Origin of the sequence: Polynucleobacter sp. P1-05-14 (genome assembly GCF_018881675.1) — a bacterium.
In the GTDB taxonomy this organism is placed as follows: domain Bacteria; phylum Pseudomonadota; class Gammaproteobacteria; order Burkholderiales; family Burkholderiaceae; genus Polynucleobacter.
Window position 1 is genome coordinate 22,336 of the sequence record NZ_JACVPV010000003.1, and the last position, 22,597, is coordinate 44,932.

At 43.7% G+C, this 22,597-nt stretch carries 22 protein-coding genes and 1 riboswitch; of the genes, 18 read left to right on the top strand and 4 right to left on the bottom strand.

Annotation, left to right across the window (positions count from 1 at the left end; genetic code table 11):
• Nucleotides 1-172: 172 nt before the first annotated feature.
• The 3 genes from ICN37_RS02560 to ICN37_RS02570 form a co-directional block, all read right to left on the bottom strand.
• Nucleotides 173-829 carry a putative quorum-sensing-regulated virulence factor gene (locus ICN37_RS02560; RefSeq protein ID WP_216154602.1) on the bottom strand — a complete coding sequence of 219 codons (657 nt, stop codon included), beginning with the start codon at nucleotides 827-829 and terminating at the stop codon, nucleotides 173-175.
• 118 nt (nucleotides 830-947) lie between these two features.
• A complete protein-coding gene (locus ICN37_RS02565) occupies nucleotides 948-1,361 on the bottom strand; it encodes a hypothetical protein (protein ID WP_216154604.1) in 414 nt (137 codons plus the stop codon).
• 270 nt (nucleotides 1,362-1,631) lie between these two features.
• Complete coding sequence (locus ICN37_RS02570; RefSeq protein WP_216154606.1) at nucleotides 1,632-2,546, bottom strand: LysR family transcriptional regulator; 915 nt, start codon at nucleotides 2,544-2,546, stop codon at nucleotides 1,632-1,634.
• A gap of 100 nt (nucleotides 2,547-2,646) precedes the next feature.
• Between ICN37_RS02570 and ICN37_RS02575 the strand changes: the two genes are divergently transcribed.
• The 15 genes from ICN37_RS02575 (at nucleotide 2,647) to ICN37_RS02645 (ending at nucleotide 17,051) form a co-directional block, all read left to right on the top strand.
• Nucleotides 2,647-3,792 carry a muconate/chloromuconate family cycloisomerase gene (locus tag ICN37_RS02575; RefSeq protein WP_216154608.1) on the top strand — a complete coding sequence of 382 codons (1,146 nt, stop codon included), beginning with the start codon at nucleotides 2,647-2,649 and terminating at the stop codon, nucleotides 3,790-3,792.
• A gap of 12 nt (nucleotides 3,793-3,804) precedes the next feature.
• Nucleotides 3,805-4,095, top strand: a complete 291-nt coding sequence (catC, locus tag ICN37_RS02580; RefSeq protein ID WP_215320811.1) for a muconolactone Delta-isomerase — start codon at nucleotides 3,805-3,807, stop codon at nucleotides 4,093-4,095.
• A 66-nt stretch (nucleotides 4,096-4,161) separates the two neighbouring features.
• On the top strand, nucleotides 4,162-5,082 hold the full coding sequence (gene catA / locus ICN37_RS02585) for a catechol 1,2-dioxygenase (protein WP_216154610.1): 921 nt from the start codon (nucleotides 4,162-4,164) through the stop codon (nucleotides 5,080-5,082).
• A 44-nt stretch (nucleotides 5,083-5,126) separates the two neighbouring features.
• A complete protein-coding gene (gene benA / locus ICN37_RS02590) occupies nucleotides 5,127-6,497 on the top strand; it encodes a benzoate 1,2-dioxygenase large subunit (protein WP_216154612.1) in 1,371 nt (456 codons plus the stop codon).
• Nucleotides 6,494-6,985: a benzoate 1,2-dioxygenase small subunit gene (benB, locus tag ICN37_RS02595; protein WP_071466649.1), complete on the top strand. Its 492-nt coding sequence runs from the start codon at nucleotides 6,494-6,496 to the stop codon at nucleotides 6,983-6,985. Before benA ends, benB begins: the two co-directional genes overlap by 4 nt.
• A gap of 17 nt (nucleotides 6,986-7,002) precedes the next feature.
• The gene (benC, locus tag ICN37_RS02600; RefSeq protein ID WP_215320805.1) at nucleotides 7,003-8,025 is read left to right on the top strand and encodes a benzoate 1,2-dioxygenase electron transfer component BenC; all 1,023 of its coding nucleotides are present in this window, start codon (nucleotides 7,003-7,005) and stop codon (nucleotides 8,023-8,025) included.
• Nucleotides 8,025-8,810, top strand: coding sequence for a 1,6-dihydroxycyclohexa-2,4-diene-1-carboxylate dehydrogenase (locus tag ICN37_RS02605; protein WP_215298572.1), 786 nt, complete (start codon nucleotides 8,025-8,027; stop codon nucleotides 8,808-8,810). The genes benC and ICN37_RS02605 overlap by 1 nt, the downstream gene beginning before the upstream one ends.
• Entirely contained in the window at nucleotides 8,810-10,009 is a 1,200-nt protein-coding gene (locus ICN37_RS02610) for a benzoate/H(+) symporter BenE family transporter (RefSeq protein WP_216154614.1), read from the top strand. The genes ICN37_RS02605 and ICN37_RS02610 overlap by 1 nt, the downstream gene beginning before the upstream one ends.
• On the top strand, nucleotides 10,002-10,670 hold the full coding sequence (locus ICN37_RS02615) for a 3-oxoacid CoA-transferase subunit A (protein WP_216154616.1): 669 nt from the start codon (nucleotides 10,002-10,004) through the stop codon (nucleotides 10,668-10,670). Before ICN37_RS02610 ends, ICN37_RS02615 begins: the two co-directional genes overlap by 8 nt.
• A gap of 2 nt (nucleotides 10,671-10,672) precedes the next feature.
• Nucleotides 10,673-11,320, top strand: a complete 648-nt coding sequence (locus tag ICN37_RS02620) for a 3-oxoacid CoA-transferase subunit B (RefSeq protein WP_215320799.1) — start codon at nucleotides 10,673-10,675, stop codon at nucleotides 11,318-11,320.
• Nucleotides 11,320-12,528: a 3-oxoadipyl-CoA thiolase gene (gene pcaF, locus ICN37_RS02625; protein WP_215320798.1), complete on the top strand. Its 1,209-nt coding sequence runs from the start codon at nucleotides 11,320-11,322 to the stop codon at nucleotides 12,526-12,528. The genes ICN37_RS02620 and pcaF overlap by 1 nt, the downstream gene beginning before the upstream one ends.
• An 8-nt stretch (nucleotides 12,529-12,536) precedes the next feature.
• Nucleotides 12,537-13,340 carry a 3-oxoadipate enol-lactonase gene (gene pcaD, locus ICN37_RS02630; protein ID WP_215320796.1) on the top strand — a complete coding sequence of 268 codons (804 nt, stop codon included), beginning with the start codon at nucleotides 12,537-12,539 and terminating at the stop codon, nucleotides 13,338-13,340.
• A 2-nt stretch (nucleotides 13,341-13,342) separates the two neighbouring features.
• Nucleotides 13,343-14,653 (top strand): aromatic acid/H+ symport family MFS transporter, encoded by a 1,311-nt coding sequence (locus ICN37_RS02635; protein ID WP_215320794.1) that lies wholly within the window; start codon nucleotides 13,343-13,345, stop codon nucleotides 14,651-14,653.
• Nucleotides 14,643-15,629: a tripartite tricarboxylate transporter substrate binding protein gene (locus ICN37_RS02640; RefSeq protein WP_216154641.1), complete on the top strand. Its 987-nt coding sequence runs from the start codon at nucleotides 14,643-14,645 to the stop codon at nucleotides 15,627-15,629. Before ICN37_RS02635 ends, ICN37_RS02640 begins: the two co-directional genes overlap by 11 nt.
• 180 nt (nucleotides 15,630-15,809) lie before the next feature.
• Nucleotides 15,810-17,051 (top strand): porin, encoded by a 1,242-nt coding sequence (locus tag ICN37_RS02645; RefSeq protein WP_216154618.1) that lies wholly within the window; start codon nucleotides 15,810-15,812, stop codon nucleotides 17,049-17,051.
• 51 nt (nucleotides 17,052-17,102) lie between these two features.
• Here the strand turns inward: ICN37_RS02645 and ICN37_RS02650 are convergent, their stop codons facing one another.
• Nucleotides 17,103-18,014, bottom strand: a complete 912-nt coding sequence (locus tag ICN37_RS02650; protein WP_215320790.1) for a LysR family transcriptional regulator — start codon at nucleotides 18,012-18,014, stop codon at nucleotides 17,103-17,105.
• Nucleotides 18,015-18,126: 112 nt separating this feature from the next.
• Here ICN37_RS02650 and ICN37_RS02655 point away from each other — a divergent pair, with 112 nt between their 5' ends.
• From ICN37_RS02655 to ICN37_RS02665, 3 genes are all read left to right on the top strand, one after another.
• Nucleotides 18,127-19,113, top strand: coding sequence for a tripartite tricarboxylate transporter substrate binding protein (locus ICN37_RS02655; RefSeq protein WP_215320788.1), 987 nt, complete (start codon nucleotides 18,127-18,129; stop codon nucleotides 19,111-19,113).
• Between the two features lie 12 nt (nucleotides 19,114-19,125).
• Nucleotides 19,126-20,295: a M20 aminoacylase family protein gene (locus ICN37_RS02660; RefSeq protein WP_215320786.1), complete on the top strand. Its 1,170-nt coding sequence runs from the start codon at nucleotides 19,126-19,128 to the stop codon at nucleotides 20,293-20,295.
• Nucleotides 20,296-20,324: 29 nt separating this feature from the next.
• A riboswitch (glycine riboswitch) is annotated at nucleotides 20,325-20,413 on the top strand.
• 149 nt (nucleotides 20,414-20,562) lie between these two features.
• Entirely contained in the window at nucleotides 20,563-21,822 is a 1,260-nt protein-coding gene (locus tag ICN37_RS02665; RefSeq protein ID WP_215320783.1) for a D-amino acid dehydrogenase, read from the top strand.
• Nucleotides 21,823-22,597 lie beyond the last annotated feature (775 nt).

Genomic DNA, 22,597 nt, shown 5'->3' on the forward strand with positions numbered 1-22,597 from the left:
CCGTCGGTCACCTGGCGTAGATCATCCGCGCCTGAAACATCCACAAAATTCCGCATTGTTCCAAACAGTCATCCACATTTCATTCAACCAAAAAAAGGAGCACATTGCTGTGATTCCTTTGTATAACTGGTGGGTCGGGCGAGATTTCGTGAGCGTGTTCTAGGATCTATCCTCACGCCCCCAAAGCCTTCCGCAAATACGGATCAATATCCCCTTGAGTAAGCAGCCACTGCTTGTAGTCGCTAGGAACATCCGCTAATAACAATCCCTTATGTTTACCAAAGGGCATAGTAGTTGGAGTTCTGGCTTTCTCCGACTCAGCATATAAATCTTCAACAGTTTTGATACCTAGCTGCTGACAAATATGATCTAGGATCACAGCGCAAACACCCACATCTGCAATAGCTGAGTGGGCATTGCGTAATTGCTCACGTGCTGTAGCCCGTTCCAAGTAATACATGAGAGCGCTTTGATTGTGGCTATCTAAATTAGGCCAAAGTTTGCGAGCAAGCGCCAGAGTACAGATACGCTTGACTTCGGGCTTGCCAATGACTTCCCAGTCAAAGTCCACGTTATGCCCAATGATGTAGTCCACATGTCCGGGTAGGGTAAAGCTAGCTGCAGGAGGACAATCAACTAATTCCTCATCCATGATGTGATGGGTAGCTAGTGCACCAAGGGTAATAAGTTTGCTAGGGTTATATCGCTGCACAAATGGGTTGGTAACAGTAAAGGGCTCAATGGATTCAAACTCAACCCAAGCAGCTTCTATTAATACAGGTTCTTTAATGCCTGTAGCTTCGGTATCGAAAATAATGGTTTTGGACATGGGTAATAGGGTTAGTAGTTATAGGTGTAATTATGAGCGTTACTTTAAGTAACGCTTAGAAAGTATCAGTATTGCGCCTCGCATAGTGCGTTTGTCTGATGAATATGAATTCTCAATTTCAGTAATATGAATGCGATTCTGAGCCGCTAGCGCGGTTTTGCTCGCCTTGCCTACGAGCTTGATCAAACTTTTTATTCAATTCAGGATCGCCACCACCAATAGGGCTGATGATATTACCTGGTAATGGCTGTAATGACTTAGGCATTTTTACGGCATCCTTATCAAAAGTCTTTTTAACCTCCTGTGCATAATCCTGCTTAGTCTTTAGTTGTTGATGATGCATTTGCATTGGAGTTTGGTATATCGGATTTGGTTTTGGTAAGGGCTTTGGAGCAGCAGCATAGGGTGCCTTTTTTGGCTTTGAAATAGCCTGAGGCTTTACGCCCTTTTTAAGGCGAGTCGCTGGAGCAGTTTTGATCATTGGGACTTTAGTTTTAGGTTGCCTACTAATTGCTGCCCAAGTGTTATCCATGATCAATTTTAGTAAAGCCAGTTGCTCTTCTGGGTTAGTAATTTCATATATGCGCACGATGTTCTCATAACCAGAGAACCTAAACAGGACCTAAACGTCACAAAAAGCCAGCTTTTGAGACTAAAGGTGAGATTTGGTCATTTGAGCGTTACTTTAAGTAACGCTGAGCATGCTAAAAAAGTGTGTAGTCAAATACTATACATTTTTCAATGGCGATACTTTAAATAATCTACCTACAAAAATATATTGGGGTTGTAGTGTGCGGCAAATTTATAACTCTTCTCGCGTATAAGAAATACCCTCTTCGTCATAGATGCAATAAATTAAATCAAGCATTGCCTTAATTTCTTCAGACTTATCCATTGATCTAGTGCTCATGATGATGGGGGAGTAGGCATGCTTTTCATTTAATTCTAGATATACAACGTCATCACGTTTCATGCCCTGCAAGCTAAATGGAACAATGGATACACCTTCGCCTGCAGCAACAAGGCCAATGGCTATTTGTAATTCTCGAACTTCAATAATCTTTTTGGGATGAACATCCCTTTCTTTGAAACCATTTAATACTTGGTCTGCGTAACTAGGACGGGGATTTTTTGGAAAGACAATGAGATTTTCATCGGCTAAGTCTTTTAAGTTGATGGGCTTGTTTGATTTTGATAGTGGGTGCTCATAAGGAACTGCAGCAATGAGTTTTTCCTCCCTCAATACAATCCGTCTGATATTGGCGTCTTCATGACGTACTCGTCCAAAGCCGATATCAATCTTTCCATCTTTCAAAGCTTTGAGCTGTTCCATTGTTGTCATTTCATACATCCGCAATTCAATGGAATTAAATTTGGCTCGATATTTTCGAATAATTTTCGGAAGTTTTCCGTAGAGCGTTGATGCAACAAAACCGACATTCAGAATTCGGTTGATATTGCCAACCCGTTGAGTCATGGCCTTGAGCTCGCCAGTTCTAACTAAAACCTGTTTGGCATGCTCATAGAAAAAGTTGCCCGCGTCTGTCAGCTTGAGGGGTCGAGAGTTCCTAACAAACAGAGTTACGCCCAACTCTTCTTCGAGTTGTTGGATCTGTCTGCTCAAGGGCGGCTGTGCAATGAACAGTTTTTCAGAAGCTCTAGTGAAGTTCTTTTCTTCTGCAACAGCAACAAAGTAGCGTAGGTGTCTTAATTCCATATGTATACCTTTTAAGTATCAAAAGGATACCAAATCAGTCTTGGACTCGTCAAAAAGACCTGTTTAGAGTTCATTTATCGAAAAACTATACGAAATAGATATGATCAAATCAGTAGAAACCCTAATAGTTGATGTGCCGACTATCCGCCCACACAGGTTATCTGTGGCCACGATGAATGCCCAGGCTCTTGTTTTGGTGCGCATTCTTTGTAATGACGGTATTGAGGGATGGGGTGAGGCTACCACTATTGGTGGCTTGAACTACGGTGAAGAAAGTCCTGAGAGTATCAAGATAAACATTGATACCTATTTTGCTCCGCTCATTATTGGGATGAAGGCTGACCAGGTTGCTAAGGTCATGCATAAGTTGCGTACCACTATTCAAGGTAACCGTTTTGCAAAATGCGCAATTGAAACTGCGTTATTGGATGCACAAGGCAAGCGTTTAGGCATTCCAGTTAGTGAATTGCTTGGCGGTCGAGTTCGCGATCAGTTGCCTGTAGCTTGGACTCTAGCAAGCGGTAGTACTGATAAAGATATCGCTGAAGCGGAGAAGATGATTGCACTGCGCCGTCACAATATCTTCAAATTAAAGATTGGCTTACGTTCAGTCCAAGCTGACGTAGAGCATGTCTTGGCAATCAAAAAAGCACTGGGCCCAGATATTAGTGTTCGTGTAGACGTAAACCAGGCTTGGAGCGAGTTAAATGCAGTTAAAGGTATTGCAGCACTGCAAGCTGGCGGCATTGATTTAATTGAACAGCCAGTTAAAGCAATTCATAAAGCCAGCATGGCTCGCCTGACCAATCAATTTGATGTTGCCATCATGGCCGATGAGGCATTGCATGGTCCTAGTGATGCATTAGAGCTTGCCAATAAATATGCAGCAGATGTATTCGCTGTGAAGATTAATCAATCCGGCGGCTTGTTTCCAGCGCTTCAAGTAGCAACTATTGCTGAGCTGTCTGGTATCAGCTTGTATGGTGGAACCATGCTTGAGGGTGCAGTAGGAACTGCTGCCTCTGCCCACGTATTTTCAACATTCAATGACCTTGCCTTCGGCACAGAGTTATTTGGACCCTTATTGCTTACTGAGGAAATCTTGGTTGAGCCACTGGTCTACAAGGATTTCAGCTTGCAAGTACCAACTGGCCCAGGCCTTGGTATCCAGCTCGATATAGAAAAAATAAATTATTTAAAGCGTCAACAAGGTCATTCCGATCAAGTTGATTTGATAACTGCCTAAATAGGAGACAGCATGTTATTTCACGTACGTATGAATGTAAATTTGCCACCGGACATGCCGGTAGCAGAAGCGACAGCCTTAAAGACAAAAGAAAAAGAGATTGCACAAGGCTTGCAATCATCTGGCAAGTGGCGTCACTTATGGCGTATTGCAGGTCAGTACGCAAATATCAGCATTTTTGATGTTGAGAGCGTAGATGAGTTGCATACAGCAATTTCCACACTGCCACTCTTCCCATATATGCAAATTGAAGTAATGCCTTTATGTAGACATCCATCTTCTATAAGAGGAGATGACAGTTAATCCATTGAAAACTCAACTCAACAACATTGAAATTTAGTAAATCAAATTAATTATTAAGGATACAAAATGAAACATACAGAAATTGAAAAATTAGCAAAAGAATGGATCGTAGATGCAGCGGATTCTCCTGCCAATCCGCGAGTTCAGGCAATTACTCTTCGCCTGGTGACTGATTTATGCAAAGCGATTGAAGACTTAGATATCACCCCAACAGAGTTTTGGAAAGGTTTAGAGTATTTCTCAGAAGCCGGTGCCCGTAATGAATTGGGTCTTTTAGCCCCCGGTATTGGTCTAGAGCGCTTCTTAGATATACGTTCCGATGAGGCTGATGAGAAGGCTGGCCTGGCAGGCGGAACTCCCCGCACAATTGAAGGCCCTTTGTATGTTGCCGGCGCTCCAGAGTCTAAAGGTTTTGCTCGAATGGATGATGGCTCTGAAGTGGATAAAGCTGATCCACTGTTTATGCAGGGCACAGTTTTTGGCGCGGATGGTAAGCCATTAGCTAATGCAAAGGTGGAAATGTGGCATGCCAATACATTGGGTGGCTATTCATTCTTTGACAAGACTCAGCCTGCGTATAACTTACGTCGCACGATCATCACTGATGAGAATGGTCGTTATGCCATGCAAAGCATCGTGCCAAATGGTTACGGATGCCCTCCGGATGGGTCTACCCAAGCATTATTGAATCTATTGGGTCGCCATGGCCAGCGTCCGGCGCACGTGCACTATTTTGTGACGGCACCTGGTCATAGAAAGTTAACTACTCAAATCAATATTGATGGTGACAAGTACCTCTGGGATGACTTCGCTTTTGCTAGTCGTGAAGGTTTGGTACCGCCACTAGTTCGTGTAAGTGATCCAGCTGAAATGAAGGCAAAAGGTGTGAGTAAGCCTTATGTATCCATTGATTTTGATCTTCTTTTAGTGGTTGAGAAGCCTGGAGCTGCTTCAGGAATTGTTGATAGAGCCCACTTCGCTGCGTAATTTGAATTTGGGGTGCTTGCACCCCCTTCATAAAGGATAAAAAAGTGATTCCAATTCATGTAGATAACAGTCCAAAACTCAAAAGCCTTGATGAATTTCTAGTCGAGGATAAAGAGAAGGGCGACTATCGCCTCCACCGTAGTGCATTTACCGATAAAGACTTATTTGAATTAGAGATGAAGCACATCTTTGAGGGTAATTGGATTTATTTGGCGCACGAAAGTCAAATCCCAAACATCAATGATTACTACTCTACCTATATTGGTAGTCAGCCAATCTTCATTTCTCGTAATCGTCAGGGTGAACTGAATGCCATGATGAATGCTTGTAGCCATCGTGGCGCTCAGTTGTGTCGTCATAAGCGCGGCAACAAGGCTACTTTCACTTGCCCATTCCACGGCTGGACATTTAATAACAGCGGAAAGCTCTTGAAGGTAAAAGATCCAGAGGAGGCCGGCTACCCAGAGTGCTTTAACAAGGAAGGCTCACACGATCTCAAGAAGGTGCCTAAGTTTGAAAGCTATCGCGGCTTCTTATTTGGTAGCTTGAATGATGATGTTGCCCCTTTAAAGGACTTTTTGGGTGAAGCCGCCAAGATCATTGACATGATTGTGGATCAATCTGCTGATGGACTCGAAGTATTGAAGGGCGCTTCAACTTATACCTTTAACGGTAATTGGAAGCTTCAGGCAGAAAACGGTGCTGATGGTTATCACGTATCTGCTGTTCATTGGAATTACGCTGCAACTACCAACCATCGTAAAGAGCAAGAAGCAATTCGCGAGGACAACATCAAGGCGATGGATGCTGGTAAGTGGGGTAAGCAGGGTGGTGGCTTCTATTCATTTGATCACGGCCATATGCTCCTCTGGACAAAGTGGGCTAATCCACAGGACCGGCCAAATTTCCCGAGGCACCAGGAATTTTCCGATAAGTTTGGCAAACCAATTGCTGACTGGATGATTGAACGCTCTAGAAATCTTTGTTTATATCCAAACGTGTACCTAATGGATCAGTTTGGCTCCCAAATTCGCGTGCTGCGCCCATTGGCTGTTGATAAAACTGAAGTCACTATCTACTGTATTGCTCCTAAAGGCGAATCAGCAGAAGCACGCTCTAGAAGAATCCGTCAATACGAAGACTTCTTTAACGTGAGCGGTATGGCTACTCCAGATGACTTAGAAGAGTTTAGAGCTTGCCAGGAAGGCTTTGCTGCAAAGACGATCGAGTGGAACGATATGTGTCGTGGTTCAGAGCATTGGATTGACGGCGCTGACGATGCGGCTAAAGAAATTGGACTAAAGCCCGTATTGAGCGGTCTAAAAACTGAAGATGAGGGCCTGTACACAGTTCAGCATCGCTATTGGCTTGAAACAATGAAAAAAGCAGTTGAGCAAGAGCAGGTGAGCGCATGAAAACGATCTCCATATTAGATATCAATGCATTTTTGTATTACGAGAGTCGCCTATTGGACGATGAGCAGTGGGATGAGTGGCTTAATTGCTATAGCCCAGACGCTGAATTTTGGATGCCTTCCTGGGACGATAACGATGAGTTGGTAACAAATCCACAAGAAGAAATTTCTTTGATTTATTACCCAAATCGTCAAGGCCTTGAGGATCGTGTATTCCGTATTAAGACTGAACGCTCAAGCGCAACCATGCCTGATACCAGAACCTGTCACAACATTACTAATGTTGAGTTAGAGAAGCGTGATGGTGATATTTGTACGGTTCGCTTTAATTGGCACACCCTAAGTCATCGATACAAAACCAACTACAGCTACTTTGGTATGTCTCGTTATGTAATCGACTTCTCTGGCGATAAGCCAATCATTTTGAACAAATACATCGTTCTTAAAAATGATTACATCAGTCAAGTCATTGATATCTATCACATTTAATACATCGGCGGAATGCTATGAGCTATAACATCGCACTACAGTTTGAAGACGGGGTAACTCGCTTTATCTCCTGCAACGAAGGCGAAAAACTTTCTGATGCTGCATATCGTCAGAAAGTGAATATTCCGCTTGATTGCAGGGATGGGGCTTGTGGTACCTGCCGTGGTTTATGTGAATCTGGTGATTACGATCTACCTGAGTCTAGTTATATAGAGGATGCACTTACTCCGGAAGAAGCTGCTCAGCGTCAGATCCTGGCTTGTCAGATGAAGCCCAAGTCGGATTGTGTGGTGAAGATTCCCGCATCATCTGCCGCATGTAAGACTGGATCTTCATCATTCCCAGGCAAGATTGCACAGATTGAAAAACTATCGAACTCAACAATTGGGTTCTCAATTGAGCTTGATGATCCTGCTTCTTTAACGTTCCTACCTGGCCAATATGTCAATGTGCAAATTCCAGGAACAGACTTAACGCGGGCCTATTCTTTTAGCTCTCCGCCAGGCGCATCCATTGCATCTTTTGTAGTGCGTAATGTCCCTGATGGTCGTATGAGTCAGTATCTAGCAGACATTGGTAAGTCAGGCGATGCGATTTCATTTGCCGGACCAAATGGTAGTTTCTATCTGCGCGAAGTTAAGCGTCCGGTGTTATTTCTCGCTGGTGGAACAGGTATTGCACCATTTTTATCGATGCTGGACTCTTTGGCTGCATCGGGATCTGCGCATCCAATCAAGATGGTCTTCGGTGTGACAAATGATATGGACTTAGTAGCCCTAGATCAGCTCGAAGCCATGAAAACAAAGCTGCCTGGTTTTGAGTACCGAACAGTAGTAGCTTCTCCTGAAAGTGCTCATGATCGCAAGGGCTATGTCACAGAGCATATTGAAAGCGAATGGCTAAATCAGGGCGACGTGGATGTCTACTTATGTGGTCCTGTAGCCATGGTGGATGCTGTAAGAAATTGGTTGGCTGGAGCGGGTGTTACCCCAGCAAATTTCCTGTTTGAGAAATTCTCTCCAAGTGCTGTAGGTGCATGATGACTCAGGCGCTAAGATTTAAGAATAAAGTTGCTATTGTCACGGGTGCTGCTCAGGGGATTGGCGAAGGTGTAGCAATTGCCTTAGCCAAAGAGGGCGCAAAGGTTGTTTTGGCTGACCGCTCTGATCTAGTTGATGAGGTAGCAAAGAAGCTAGGTAAGCTAAAAGCAAAGTCTTTGACGGTTAAAGTTGATTTAGAGACCTATGCTGGTGCTACCAAACTAATTTCCGAGGCAGTAAAGGCATTTAAAAAGATCGACATTATTGTTAATAACGTCGGTGGCACTATTTGGGCAAAGCCTTACGAGAACTATGATGAAGATCAAATAGAAGCAGAGATTCGTCGCTCCTTGTTTCCAACCTTATGGTGTTGTAGGGCTGTATTACCAGTGATGATTAAGCAACAGCATGGCGTTGTCGTAAATATTTCTTCTATTGCCACTCGCAGTATTCACCGCATTCCATATGCCGCAGCAAAAGGCGGAGTAAATGCGATGACTGCTAGCTTAGCATTTGAGCATGCTAAAGATGGTATTCGCTTTAATGCCGTCGCCACTGGTGGAACTGAAGCTCCTCCGAGAAAAATTCCCCGAAACAAGAATAAATTATCCAAGCAAGAAGAGGTTTGGTATCAAGGGATCATTGACCAAACGATTGATTCCAGTTTGATGCATCGGTATGGAACAATTGAGGAGCAGGTAAGGGCGATTTTGTTCCTGGCTTCTGATGAGTCATCTTATATCACTGGCACAGTATTACCGGTTGGTGGCGGAGATTTGGGCTAATGAAGCGCGCCTTTTTCGAAGATATTTCACCCTCTTCAATTACGGCTGGATTTCTAGTTGTATTGATTTCATATGCTGGGCCGATGCTGATATTTTTTCAGGCCGCATCTCTAGCTCAGGTATCTAATGAAGTTCTATCTTCTTGGGTATGGGCGGTATCGTTTGGTGGTGGCATTTCCGGGATTTATCTCAGTTGGAAATATAAGATGCCGATCATTACTGCTTGGTCCGCTCCTGGCGCTGCTCTCTTAATCACCTTATTTCCGCATATGTCGGTCAATGAGGCAATTTCTTCTTATATAACTGCCGCAATGATCATTCTATTGATTGGCATTACGGGTACCTTTGACAAGCTAATAAAGCATATACCCAAGGGAATAGCAGCTGGAATGATGGCGGGCATTCTGTTTCAGTTTGGTATCAATATATTTAAATCTGTATCAACCATGCCTGCCTTGGCTTTATCGATGATTGGAATTTATCTGATATTCAAAAGGCTGACACCAAAATTCGCGATCTTAGTTGTTTTATTTTCAGGAATCGGGCTGGCATATCTCATTGGTGATGTTAATCCAGATAATTTCAGGCTAGCTTTGGCGCATCCAACATTCATAGCTCCTGTGTGGACATGGGAATCCACATTCAGCTTTGCAATACCGTTAGTTCTAGTAAGTTTGACTGGTCAATACTTGCCGGGAATGGCAATCCTCAAGTTATCGAACTATCACGTGCCCGCTAAGCCCATTATTACTTTTACAAGCTTCATGTCACTGGTAACCGCATTCTTTGGTGGCATTACTACTACGACTGCAGCGATTACGGCAACCCTATGTACAGGCAAAGAAGCTAACGAAGATCCAAACAAGCGATATGTTGCAGGCATTTTCAGCGGCGTTTTCTTTTTAATTGGCGGTTCCTTAGCAGGTTCAATCGTTCTCATTTTTACCAGTCTTCCAAAAGAGCTTATCGCGCTTTTGGCTGGCTTGGCTTTACTTGGCGCAATCGTCACTAGCCTCATGAGCACTTTAGAGGAGCCTGATCATCGTGAGGCTGCCGCAATTACATTTTTAGCAACTGCATCTGGCATGACTTTTTTAGGTCTCGGATCAGCATTCTGGGGAATTGTGATTGGATCTATTGCATATGTTGTTTTTGATAAAGATTTATTGAATTTAAAGAGTAAAGAAAAGAATGATTGATAAAACATCGGCTTCAATATATGAAGCTATAAAACAAATCAAAGATGGCTCAACCGTCATGATTGGGGGCTTTGGGACGGCTGGTCAGCCTGCGCAGTTAATTGATGCTTTGATTGAGCATGGAGCCAAAGAGCTAACAGTAGTAAATAACAATGCTGGAAATGGTGATCTTGGCTTAGCTGCCTTATTAAAAGCGGGGCAAGTAAAGAAGATTATCTGTTCATTTCCAAGGCAATCTGACTCTTATGAGTTTGATAAGTTGTACTACGCCAAAAAAATTGAACTCGAATTAGTCCCGCAAGGTAACTTAGCAGCCCGCGTTCAAGCGGCAGGGGCTGGTCTTGGTGCTATCTATACCCCAACAGGATTTGGCACCCTCTTGGCTGAAGGCAAAGAAAGCAAAGTGATTAATGGCAAAGGCTATGTTCTTGAGTATCCGATTCATGCTGATTTCGCTCTTATTAAAGCTTTCAAAGGTGATCGTTGGGGCAATCTTACTTATCGAATGAGTGCTAGAAATTTCGGTCCCATTATGGCGACCGCAGCTAAATGCACCATCGCGCAGGTAAATAAAGTGGTGCCATTGGGGGATATTGATCCCGAGCATGTTATTACACCAGGCATTTTTGTGAAGCACGTTGTTGCTGTGAAAGGGAAATAAAAATGGCATACCAACGTTTAACTAGAGAGCAAATTGTACAAAGAGTGGCCCAAGATATTCCGGAGGGCTCTTACGTTAATTTAGGTATTGGGTTGCCTACCAAGATCGCTAATTACCTTGATGCCGATAAAGAAATATTTTTACAAAGCGAGAATGGTGTTCTTGGCATGGGTCCAGCTCCAGCTAAGGGGGATGAAGATTCTGATTTGATCAACGCAGGGAAAGAATTTATCACCCTATTAAAGGGCGGCTCCTATTTCCATCATGGCGATTCGTTCACGATGATGCGGGGTGGGCATATTGATATTTGTGTGTTGGGAGCATTCCAAGTTGCTCAAAATGGCGATTTAGCAAATTGGCATACAGGTTCACCAGACGCCATTCCAGCCGTAGGTGGAGCAATGGATTTGGCAATTGGCGCTAGAAACGTGTTTGTCACTATGGAGCACGTAACTAAGAATGGTGAAGCTAAGATTGTGGAGCAATGTTCTTATCCGCTCACTGGGATGGCTTGTGTAAACCGTATCTACACAGATCTTGCCGTTATTGATGTAACGCCAAACGGTTTGATTGTGAGTGAAATGGTTCCTGGACTTACCTTGGATGAGTTGCAGAAGCTCACCGACGCACCTTTATCAATGGCTGAATAATGAAAAATACTGTAAACGCATATATTTGTGACGCTATCAGAACCCCTTTTGGTAGATATGGTGGCTCACTGGCTACTTTAAGGGCAGATGATCTAGCTGCCCTCCCAATTCAAGCATTGATGATGCGCAATATTGTGGATTGGTCTGCGCTAGACGATGTCATTCTGGGTTGTGCGAACCAAGCTGGTGAAGATAACCGCAACGTCGCAAGAATGGCTGCATTGTTAGCTCGTCTGCCTGTCGAAGTTCCTGGTTCTACCGTTAATAGGTTATGTGGATCTAGCCTTGATGCAATTGGTATTGCTGCAAATGCTATTAAAGGGGGCGGCAATCACTTGATGATCGCTGGTGGCGTAGAAAGTATGTCGCGTGCTCCATTCGTGATGGGTAAGGCTGATTCCGCATACTCGCGTACTGCAAGGATTGAAGATACAACCATTGGTTGGCGCTTTATTAACCCGCTCATGAAAGCACATCATGGCGTGGATTCAATGCCAGAGACAGCTGAAAATGTAGCTGAAGATTTTAGGATTTCCCGTGCTGATCAAGATCTGTTTGCGTTCACCAGTCAGCAACGTACCGCTAAAGCGCAAGAAGCGGGAATTTTTGATGATGAAATCATCCCCGTCAATATCCCTCAGAAAAAGGGTGACCCAGTTGTATTTGCAAAAGATGAGCATCCACGTTTAACAACATTAGAAACGCTAGCCTCTTTGAAAAGTATTGTGAAGCAGGGCGGTACTGTTACGGCCGGAAACGCTTCAGGCGTTAATGATGGCGCTTGCGCTTTGCTCATGGCATCAGATGTGGGTATTAAGCAGCATTCTCTAGCTCCAAAAGCGCGTGTAGTTGCAGTTGCTGCAGCAGGTGTTGCTCCACGAATTATGGGATTTGGTCCATCACCCGCAGTCAAGAAAGTATTAGAGAAGTCGGGTTTAAAGCTAAGCCAAATGGATGTGATTGAGTTAAATGAGGCCTTTGCTTCTCAAGCCTTGGCGGTCACTCGTGATCTTGGTCTTCCAGACAATACGGCGCACGTTAATCCAAATGGTGGCGCTATTTCTCTGGGGCATCCCTTGGGCGCATCAGGCGCAAGACTGGTCACAACGGCAATGTACCAACTCATACGTACCAAAGGCAGGTATGCACTGTGCACTATGTGTATTGGCGTTGGGCAGGGTATAGCCATGATTATTGAACGAGTTTAGGAGTAGTAATGAGTATTGCGCACATTAATGGTATTGACGTTTTTTATCTTACAGATGGAGACCCTCACAAACCAGCGATTATTTTTTCTAATTCCCTTGGAACAGATCATTCCATGTGGGATGGTCAGCTTGAAATATTAAGAAGAGATTTCTACTTAATCAGATACGACACTAGAGGTCATGGATTAACTCATTCTCCAAAGGGTCCGTACACCATTGCACAGCTAGCAAATGATGTTTTAGGTCTTCTTGATTACCTCAGTATTGATAAGGCTTTCTTCTGTGGAATTTCGATGGGCGGGCTTATTGGTCAATGGCTAGCAGTTAATGCGCCAGAAAGAATTGAAGCCTTGGTGATTGCTAATACTGCGCCAAAGATTGGTACGGAACAGGCATGGAAAGAGCGTGCAGCGCTCGTTAGAAAAGAAGGACTCAATACTATTGCAGAATCCGCTCCTTCAAGATGGTTTACACCAGAGTTTTATGGTTCAAGCCCTAAAGCAGTTAACGAATTACTGATTAACTTAAAAAATATGAACCCTGAAGGCTATGCAAGTTGTTGCGATGCCCTGGCTAGCGAGGATCTGAGAGGGAGTATTTCAAAAATTGGGATTCCTACATTGATTATTGGCGGGGATAAAGATCCAGTTACCACTCTTGATGATGCTCAACATATCCAAGCACAAATTAAGGGCTCCACAATCTTAGCAATACCAGCATCACATATTTCAAACATTGAAGCAGAAGTTGAATTTAATCAGGCAATAAAGCATTTTTTTGCAAGCCAAGTAAAACAAGAATTGGAGACGTAATCATGAGTCAAATTGATGTACATAAGTTAATAGACGAGGCGAAGTTTAGTAAGTTCCACTGGGGCCTCCTGTTTTGGTGTGGTCTGGTCATTATTTTTGATGGTTACGACCTGGTTATCTATGGTGTAGTACTTCCAAAATTGATGACTGAGTGGCAGCTTTCACCAATGCAGGCCGGTACTTTAGGAAGTTATGCACTATTTGGCATGATGTTTGGTGCCATGTTCTTTGGCCCCCTATCAGACAAGATTGGCAGAAAGAAAACCATTGCAATGTGCGTTACATTGTTTAGCTTCTTTACATTTATCAACGGGTTTGCAGAGAGCCTCACCCAATTTGGCATCTGCCGATTTATAGCGGGCCTGGGTATTGGCGGGGTGATGCCAAATGTTGTTGCCTTGATGACTGAATACTCACCCAAGAAAATTCGCAGTCTCTTGGTCACTATTATGTTTAGCGGCTACTCAGTAGGGGGAATGTTATCCGCTGGCGTCGGAATCTTTTTGATTCCAATTTATGGCTGGTCATCAGTTTTCTTCGTCGCCATCATTCCGTTGCTACTGCTACCGATCATTCTTTATTTCTTGCCAGAGTCTCCAGGATTTCTCATTAAATCTAATCGCAATGCAGATGCGGCCAAAGTTTTAAAGAAAATTGCCCCTGAATATGCATCTGTAAGCTCAAGTGAGTATGTATATCCGCTTGGGAATGCCTCTAGTTCTGTGCCTTTGGTATCACTATTTAAGGATGGTCGCTTTTTTAGTACTTTAATGTTCTGGACTTCATTCTTTATGTGCCTCTTGATGGTGTACGCATTAGGATCTTGGTTACCAAAGCTCATGAACAAAGCTGGGTATGAAATGGGTTCAAGCCTAATGTTCTTGATGGTTCTAAATATTGGCGCTATCTTTGGAGCGGTTGGTGGTGGTTGGTTGGCTGATAAGTTCCACCCACGTAAGGTGCTTACCATTTTCTTCATTTGTGCGGCAGCTTCAATCAGTCTCTTAGGTGTTAAGAGTCCATTTTTAGTGCTGAACTTATTGGTTGCTATTGCAGGTGCAACGACAATTGGTTCTCAAATCTTGCTATATGCCTATGTCGCTCAATATTACCCACTAAAAATACGTTCCACTGGTATTGGTTGGGCTTCTGGTGTCGGTCGTGTCGGCGCAATCTTGGGCCCAGTGCTAGGGGGTACTTTGTTAAGCTTAGGTCTGCCACTGGAATTTAACTTCTATGCATTTGCAATTCCTGGTGCAATTGCATGTGTGGCTATTTCCTTGGCTGGTAGATCTGGTCATGATGCGAAATAAAGTGATGCGCCTTTTTGCATTCTTCATAATTGGCTTGGGTGCAGTATTGATTCATTGCGAGCCTGCATTCGCTCAAGAGTGGCCTGCAAAGTCAATTCGTTGGATTGTGCCATTTCCTCCTGGCGGTGCGATGGATGTCATCGCGCGCGCCTTAGCTGATAGGTCTTCAAAGACATTGGGTCAGTCGATTATTGTGGAAAACAAGCCTGGCGCAGGAGGAAATATTGGATCAGAGCTTGTGGCACGCTCTGATGCTGATGGATACACCATGTTGATTACATCAATTGGTATGGCGACTAATAAATATCTCTATCCAAAGCTACCCTATGACCCCGTAAAAGATTTTTCACCCGTTAGTTTGGTTGCTATTGTGCCTAATGTATTGGTTGCCAATGCTACTCAGCCAAACGTAAAAACGGTAACTGATGTTATTGCCAATGCAAAAGCTCAACCAGGAAAGCTCACCTATGCTTCTGCGGGTAATGGTACGTCGATTCATTTGGCGGGAGAGGTATTTACCTCAATGGCCAAAATTGATATGCAACACATTCCCTATAAAGGAAGCGGACCCGCACTAACAGATCTACTGGGTGGGCAGGTTAATTACATGTTTGATAGCATCACATCAGCTAAGCCCCATATTGCATCAGGGAAACTGCGAGCTATAGGCCTTACAACAACTAAGCGCTCTAAATCTTTGCCGGGCATTCCTACTATTGCCGAGTCTGGGTTGCCTGGGTATGACGTCACACCATGGTTTGCTGTTTTTGTGCCCGCCAAGACCCCAAAGGCCACCGTCAAAAAACTCAATGCCGCCTTACTTTCTAGTATGGCTAGTCCAGAAATTAGGGAAAAGTTTGAGGCCATTGGTGCTGAGCCAATAGGCTCTAGTCCAGAAGAGCTCGCAATTTATCTCAATAAAGAAATTGATCGCTGGGGCAAGGTGATCACTACCAACAATATTAAATCTGATTAAAGGTTGGAATTTCATGCTTGGGATGGCGTTATTTAAAACCATTACTTTTAATTATGTTAAATCGCATAAGAATGCATTAGACATCATTAAGTAGTTTACATAGACTGAGTCCGACTGCAGTAATTACATTCGGGTGAACAAAATAAATTGAACCTTACATAAGGGAAAAGGGAGTTAAGAATGAAAAAAGTTATGACAGCGGTTGGCTTAGTGGCTGCATGCGCAGGTGCAGCACAGGCGCAATCAAGCGTTATTGTTTACGGAATTATTGATGCTGGATATGTTGGCGGGAATTCTAGGATTAGTTCTTCAGCCATTACAACTAACGGCGGTCAAACAAAGACTACTGTTAATCAATTTGGTAGCAATGCAGAGAGTTCAAGTCGTATTGGTCTTAAAGGAGTTGAGGACTTGGGTGGCGGTATGACAGCATTTTTTACAACCGAGTTTCAATTAGAGCCACAAGATCAAACACTTTCTGGTAATTCTAATAACGGACTTTTTAATCGGCAGGCTTTTGTTGGCTTGAAGAAGAATGATTTAGGTCAAGCGGCGGTTGGGCTGCAATACACTCCTATTTTTAATGCAGGTCTTGCTACTGATCCAGGTGCTTTTAATAACCTAGCGGGTAACGTGATATACGCAAGCACCAAAGGCATTGCTAGTGTCAGTGCTGGTCAAACATATATTGGATTTACAGCCCGTACTGCCAACACTCTCTCATTTAAGACGGCTTCGTTTGCTGGGGTTACAGCAAGCGGTATTTACACTTTGAGCAATAAGAATGAGTCTCAAAGCCAAACAGGCAGCACGATTTCTGGCGGAAATACCAATGCTAGTGGCTGGGGTCTTGGTTTAGATTACACCTACAATAAGTTTTATATTGCAGCCGCTTATCAAGCGTTAAAGCAATTTACAACAGCAGATTCTCTATTAACTCCTTCTACTACAAATTCTCATGAGTGGACAAATGCCCAAGCAAATGGTGGAACTACGGCATCTGCGCTTCCTGGCGGTAACGCCTTAAATGTGCAGGATAACCAGTTTTATGCTGGTGCAACCTATGATTTTGGGATTGTAAAGACCTATGCCCAATATTTGACGCGTAAAGCAACATCAACTATTACCCCTAACTATTATCTCGGCCGCTCCGCTGAGCAACTTGGTGTTCGTGGATATGTCACTTCAAATATTGAAGCATGGGGTTCTGCAGGGCTAGGTCGTTACACGGCTATGGGCTTGAACTCACCAACAGCAAATTTCAATGGCTGGCAGGTTGGTTCAAACTATTGGTTTAGTAAGCGTACCAATCTTTATGCTATGTATGGACAGACAGTAGTATCAAATGCAACAACAGCGTCTGGAGTAACAGCAAGTGCCAGTATTAATAATTATGCAATTGGTATGCGCCACACCTTTTAAACTTAAATCTCCATTATTAAAAGTTTGACCCGCCTCTAGAGGCGGGTTTTTTTATTCTTTTTGAATTGTCATCTGATTTGGTCGTTCGCTTAAGTCCTTTTCAATAAAGTCTCTTACGTGACGCATGAGGGGTGACTCAGTTCTGTTCTCAATGGTGACAAATCCAAATCGAGCAGTGGCATTTAATGGTGGCGTAAGGATAATCTCTTCCAGATCTAGTGCTGAATTTCGAATGGCTAGTAGTACTGTATTGCTTTGCTCTGCCACTTCAACTAAGCTAGATATCTCGCTGCACTTGATGTTTACAAGGTTCTCAAGGTTTGCATCCTTGCCATACCGGTCAATAATAGTTTTTTCTGTTGCTTCACTTAAAGCAGTAGATGCAATCGGATACTTCCTAAGATCATCCATGGCGATCTTCTTCATCTTCCTTAGTGGATGGCCTTTGCGAACCATAAATGCACCTGGCGTCTCATGAATAATTTCCATCTTTAAATCTTGAGATGGCTTCATGGATCGAGCATTGATAATTAGCGCATCTAATTTTCTTGCTCTTAATGATTCAATCAGCATGCCTGTTTTGCCTCTGGCAATTTCGATATGAAGATGGGGGTAGTGAACGGCAATGTGCTTTAGTAGCCGAGTCATCAGTAAGGCGCCTGGCCCAGACCCCATACCAATTCTAATTTGGCCGCTCAAGCCATTTTTGAAATTTCGATTGGTTTCTTTTATATCTTTTGCTAGGTCAAGCAATATTTGTGAGCGTCGTAGTATTTCTTCGCCGAATGCAGTGAGTGTAGTTTGTCTACCTTGGCGGTCAAATAGTTTTGCCCCAAGTTCGTCCTCAAGAGATTTGATGCTTCTGCTGAGTGCGGGCTGCGTTACAAAGAGGTTTTCAGATGATTTTATAAATGAGCCTGTTTTTGCTAGCTCACTCATATGCCTTAGTTGTGTCAGCGTCATATTGCCTCCCAATTTGCCATTACATTAAGTTATATTAAATCGTATCAGAATGCATTAGACATTCCAATTTGGGGTACCTAGAATAGGCTCTACATTAAAGAAGAAGGGCTTCATGATGAAATTGACCAGGTTTTTATCCTCAGTTTTATGTACTTTGACGATTGCCTCTGGGGCGGGGGCTCAAACTTACCCTAGTAAACCAGTGAGTTTGGTTGTGCCTTATCCGGCCGGCGGTGTATCCGATGTCATCGCACGCATTGTGAGCCCTGCGCTTTCTAAAAAATTAGGCGAAGCAGTCATTGTTGAAAACATTGGCGGAGCAAGCGGTGGTATCGCTGCTCAGAAAGTACTCAATAGCCCACCAGACGGTTATTTGGTGATGCAGGGTTCTCCTAATGAATTAATCTTGGGGCCGCTGGCAAATTCAGCAATTAAGTTTAAGAGTGAAGACTTTCGCCTGGTACAGATGATTGGTTCCGCACAAATTGCATTCTTAGTTAGAGGTGATATGCCGGTGAAAGATGTGGATTCATTTTTAGCGTATGCAAAAAAATCCGCTCAAGAAGGCAAGCCTTTATCTTACGCAAGTGTTGGCCCCGGCTCTTTCTATCATTTGTTAGGTGAGCAGCTCTCAAAAGAGACCAAGATCCCAATGACCCATGTCCCTTACAAGGGTGCTGGCCCAGCATTGCAAGACTTAATTGGCGGTCAGATTGATTTCTTCTTGGCGCCCTACGGAAAGTCTCATGATGAACTTGCTAAGCAAGGCAGAATTAAGTTGCTTGCGATGCTCAATGCTAAACGTCTAGATAGCGTTAAGGATTATCCGGCGATCACCGAGAGCAAAGGATTAAAAGGGTTTACGTATTCAATCTGGACAGGTTACTTTGTTAAGAAAGATACGCCTGAGCCAATCGTCCAGACTTTAAATAAAGCTTTGGGTGAAGTGCTCGAAGATCCAGCTGTGAAGTCTGGTCTGGACGCTAACAGTCTATTGATCGCCAAACCATTAACATTGAATGAGTTAAATAAGGTTTATGGTGACGGCACAGCGCAATTTAGGGCTATCGCAAAATCTATTAATCTGCAGCCACAATAAGCAACTTATCTAATGAACCAAGCACATGAATTGGCTTCTATTGAGGTTGAAGAGTTTATTTCTCTGCGGAGAGATATTCATCAGCATCCAGAGCTGGCCTTCGAAGAACATAGAACCGCTACTTTAGTTGCACAAAAACTGAAGTCTTGGGGTTATGAGGTGCACGAAGGCATTGGCGGTACCGGTGTTGTTGGCGTTTTAAAAAATGGCAATGGCGAGATGTCTATCGGTTTGCGTGCAGATATGGATGCCCTGCCAATCCATGAGCAAACCGGAGCGGAGTGGTCGAGCTGCAATCATGGAGTTATGCATGCCTGCGGCCATGATGGACACACGGCCATGTTACTTGCAGCAGCAAAAGAGTTGGCTGCTAAAAAAGACTTTTCGGGAACGGTGAATTTAATATTCCAGCCGGCAGAAGAGGGTGGCGGTGGCGCATTGCGAATGATGGCAGATGGTTTATTTGAACGCTTTTCATGTGATTCAATATTTGCTATACACAATATGCCAGGCTATCCGGTAGGTCATCTGATATTTCGAGATGGACCAGCAATGTCATCTAGCGATTATGTAACCATTGAGATTAACGGCGTAGGTGGGCATGGTGGTATGCCACATAAGGCATCGGATCCAATAGTTGCAGCATCTTCCATAGTCATGGCGCTACAGACCATTGTTTCTCGAAATGTTGATCCACAGCAATCGGCCGTAATTACAGTGGGTGCCTTTAATGCGGGCCATGCCAATAATGTTATCCCAGCTCATGCAAAATTAGAGTTGAGTATTCGCGCTTTAGATCCGCAAGTAAGAATTGATATTGAGGCGCGAATAAAATCTCTCGTTCATGCCCAGGCTGAAAGCTTTGGTTTAACCGCAAATATTATTTGGAAAAAGGGATATGCAGTATTAGTAAATTCATCTGCAGAAACTGAATTTGCCAGAAATGTTGCGGTTGACTTTTTTGGGGAAGCCGCAGTTACAAGGCAAGGCCCCGCATTATCTGGTAGCGAAGATTTTGCATTTATGCTGGAGAAGATCCCTGGCTCCTATCTTTTTATTGGCAATGGGGATACACCAGGAACTTGTATGGTGCATAACCCTGCCTACGACTTTAATGATGGAAATATTGCTATTGGCGCAACATTTTGGTCTGAGCTGGTGAAGCAATATTTGAAGACTTAGTATTTGAAGGTATAGTATTAAAAGTATTTAAATCATTCTCGGGAGAGATTGCTTTTACAGCAACGCCGAAGGAGCAACCGCCCCGGAAACTCTCAGGCAAAAGAACCGAAATGATCTTTAAACTCTGAAGAGATATTGGGTATTCGTCATCCAATAACACCGAAGGAGCAAGCAAATATTGAATATTTGCGAATCTCTCAGGTCCAGAACAGAGGGGGCCCCTTGAGCATCTGCAATGGGTAACCCTGACGTTTGAAGGATCTAAAAATGAAATCATTTGTAATTATTGGTGGCGGTATCACAGGCGTTACAACCGCTTATGTTTTAGCAAAGCGTGGCTACGATGTCACTTTAATTGAGCGCCATCGTTATGCTGGCATGGAAACATCCTTTGCCAATGGCGGCCAACTTTCTGCATCTAATGCAGAGGTCTGGAACCACTGGTCAACGATCATGAAGGGCATGAAGTGGGTATTTAAAAGAGATGCCCCACTATTAATTAACTTAAAGCCTGACTGGCATAAGATTTCATGGTTCGCAGAGTTCATTGCCTCGATTCCGAATTACAAGAGCAATACCGTTCAGACCGCACATATGGCGATTGAAGCCAGAAAGCATCTATTTGCTTGGGCAAAGCAAGAGGGTATTGATTTTGATTTAAAGCGCGAAGGTATCTTGCATATCTATCGTGATCAGGCTGGCTTTGAGCATGCAGGCAAAGTCTCTAAGATGCTTGCTGAGGGCGGGCTAGGGCGTACTGCCGTTACACCCCAAGAGATGAAAGAAATTGAGCCTACGCTAGCCGGTAAATATTATGGTGGTTATTACACCGAAAGCGATTCCACAGGTGATATTCATAAGTTCACTCATGGGTTGTCAGAGGCTGCTGCAAACTTGGGTGTTAAAACCATTTATGAGCATGAAGTGCTTTCTGTTCAGTCCGATGGCAATCGTGTGAACTTAACCCTGAGCAAAGATGGGCAAGCGAGTCAGCTTGTTTTTGATAATGTCGTTGTGTGTGCTGGGGTTGGAAGTCGTGATCTTGCTTCGCAGTTAGGTGATCGCGTCAATGTCTATCCGGTTAAGGGCTATTCAATAACGGTGAATTTGACTGATAAAGCTAGCCAAGAGGGTGCCCCGAATGTGAGCCTGCTTGATGATGAAACTAAGCTCGTTACTAGTCGTCTTGGGGTAGATCGATTCCGCGTTGCAGGGACTGCAGAATTTAACGGTATCAATCGAGATATCCGCGCGGATCGTATTAAGCCTTTGATTGATTGGGTTAACCAATGCTTCCCTGAAGTTAGCACTCGCTCGGTAGTGCCTTGGGCTGGATTACGTCCAATGATGCCAACAATGATGCCAAAAGTAGGCTTGGGTAGTAAACCTAATGTGTATTACAACACTGGTCATGGCCATTTAGGTTGGACCTTATCTGCCTGTACTGCTGAAATGATTGGTGATGTGATCCAGTATGGCGAAACCACTAAAAAGGTTAGTTCGCCAGCAAGCCTAAAGTTTTCTTGAGTAAGTAATTGATAAGCGTTACTTAAAGTAACGCTTATCAATCTTCAAAAAATAACTTTGGAGCAACGAAGTGCTAGATGGTTGTTCCAAAATTCCTTTGGTTTTGAAAACCAAAGGGTGAGGGGCCACTTCTTTTAAATCCATGAATTTGCTTACACATTTGCTTACACACCGACACTGACCACCCGCAGACCCCCTGTTTATATGGCTCTATCATGGGCTTCTGCTCTCATAAGAAAGAAGCCCTAGGGGTCTTGTAGTTAAGACCTCAATAGATTCAAGAGGTTAGTGGTGAATTAGGCGGTCAAAATTGCTTACACACCGCTTACACACCGGAGCAAAAACCGAGGTGTGTAGTAAATGCGGTTTTAGTGTGGTTTTGAAGCGGTAAGCACCAGCAGCAAGGTGTGTAGTAAAAACAGTTTTAGGGCCCATAGCTCAGTTGGTTAGAGCAGAGGACTCATAGCGAAAGTTGTGCCTTATGCGTGGAAACTGCATAAGGGATGGTGTCAAATTCGGAGAAAGCTAAGTTCAGCAATGAATACGCTAACGCCGAGCCAAGCTTCAGCGTGAAAGTGCTGTTGAAGGTGTAGAGACTAGACGGCACCCATCTAAGTTGAGCAATCAATATGATGAAGGCATAGTCCAGGGAGTAATGAAAATTACACAAACCGGAATCCTTTGGTCCCAGGTTCAAGTCCTGGTGGGCCCACCAATGAAATCAACGACTTAGGGAGAAATTCCTAAGTCGTTTTTCTTTCTGTGCAACAAAGTG

Bases quoted from the DNA above. Each gene is read 5' to 3' on its own strand.
- catA (WP_216154610.1), top strand. From the start codon at position 4,162: ATGAAACATACAGAAATTGAAAAATTAGCAAAAGAATGGATCGTAGAT.
- ICN37_RS02655 (WP_215320788.1), top strand. From the start codon at position 18,127: ATGATGAAATTGACCAGGTTTTTATCCTCAGTTTTATGTACTTTGACG.
- ICN37_RS02570 (WP_216154606.1), bottom strand. From the start codon at position 2,546: ATGGAATTAAGACACCTACGCTACTTTGTTGCTGTTGCAGAAGAAAAG.
- ICN37_RS02615 (WP_216154616.1), top strand. From the start codon at position 10,002: ATGATTGATAAAACATCGGCTTCAATATATGAAGCTATAAAACAAATC.
- benC (WP_215320805.1), top strand. From the start codon at position 7,003: ATGAGCTATAACATCGCACTACAGTTTGAAGACGGGGTAACTCGCTTT.
- ICN37_RS02560 (WP_216154602.1), bottom strand. From the start codon at position 829: ATGTCCAAAACCATTATTTTCGATACCGAAGCTACAGGCATTAAAGAA.
- ICN37_RS02575 (WP_216154608.1), top strand. From the start codon at position 2,647: ATGATCAAATCAGTAGAAACCCTAATAGTTGATGTGCCGACTATCCGC.
- ICN37_RS02605 (WP_215298572.1), top strand. From the start codon at position 8,025: ATGACTCAGGCGCTAAGATTTAAGAATAAAGTTGCTATTGTCACGGGT.
- pcaD (WP_215320796.1), top strand. From the start codon at position 12,537: ATGAGTATTGCGCACATTAATGGTATTGACGTTTTTTATCTTACAGAT.
- ICN37_RS02610 (WP_216154614.1), top strand. From the start codon at position 8,810: ATGAAGCGCGCCTTTTTCGAAGATATTTCACCCTCTTCAATTACGGCT.
- pcaF (WP_215320798.1), top strand. From the start codon at position 11,320: ATGAAAAATACTGTAAACGCATATATTTGTGACGCTATCAGAACCCCT.
- benB (WP_071466649.1), top strand. From the start codon at position 6,494: ATGAAAACGATCTCCATATTAGATATCAATGCATTTTTGTATTACGAG.
- ICN37_RS02640 (WP_216154641.1), top strand. From the start codon at position 14,643: ATGCGAAATAAAGTGATGCGCCTTTTTGCATTCTTCATAATTGGCTTG.
- ICN37_RS02660 (WP_215320786.1), top strand. From the start codon at position 19,126: ATGAACCAAGCACATGAATTGGCTTCTATTGAGGTTGAAGAGTTTATT.
- ICN37_RS02645 (WP_216154618.1), top strand. From the start codon at position 15,810: ATGAAAAAAGTTATGACAGCGGTTGGCTTAGTGGCTGCATGCGCAGGT.
- ICN37_RS02665 (WP_215320783.1), top strand. From the start codon at position 20,563: ATGAAATCATTTGTAATTATTGGTGGCGGTATCACAGGCGTTACAACC.
- catC (WP_215320811.1), top strand. From the start codon at position 3,805: ATGTTATTTCACGTACGTATGAATGTAAATTTGCCACCGGACATGCCG.
- ICN37_RS02565 (WP_216154604.1), bottom strand. From the start codon at position 1,361: ATGGATAACACTTGGGCAGCAATTAGTAGGCAACCTAAAACTAAAGTC.
- ICN37_RS02650 (WP_215320790.1), bottom strand. From the start codon at position 18,014: ATGACGCTGACACAACTAAGGCATATGAGTGAGCTAGCAAAAACAGGC.
- ICN37_RS02635 (WP_215320794.1), top strand. From the start codon at position 13,343: ATGAGTCAAATTGATGTACATAAGTTAATAGACGAGGCGAAGTTTAGT.
- ICN37_RS02620 (WP_215320799.1), top strand. From the start codon at position 10,673: ATGGCATACCAACGTTTAACTAGAGAGCAAATTGTACAAAGAGTGGCC.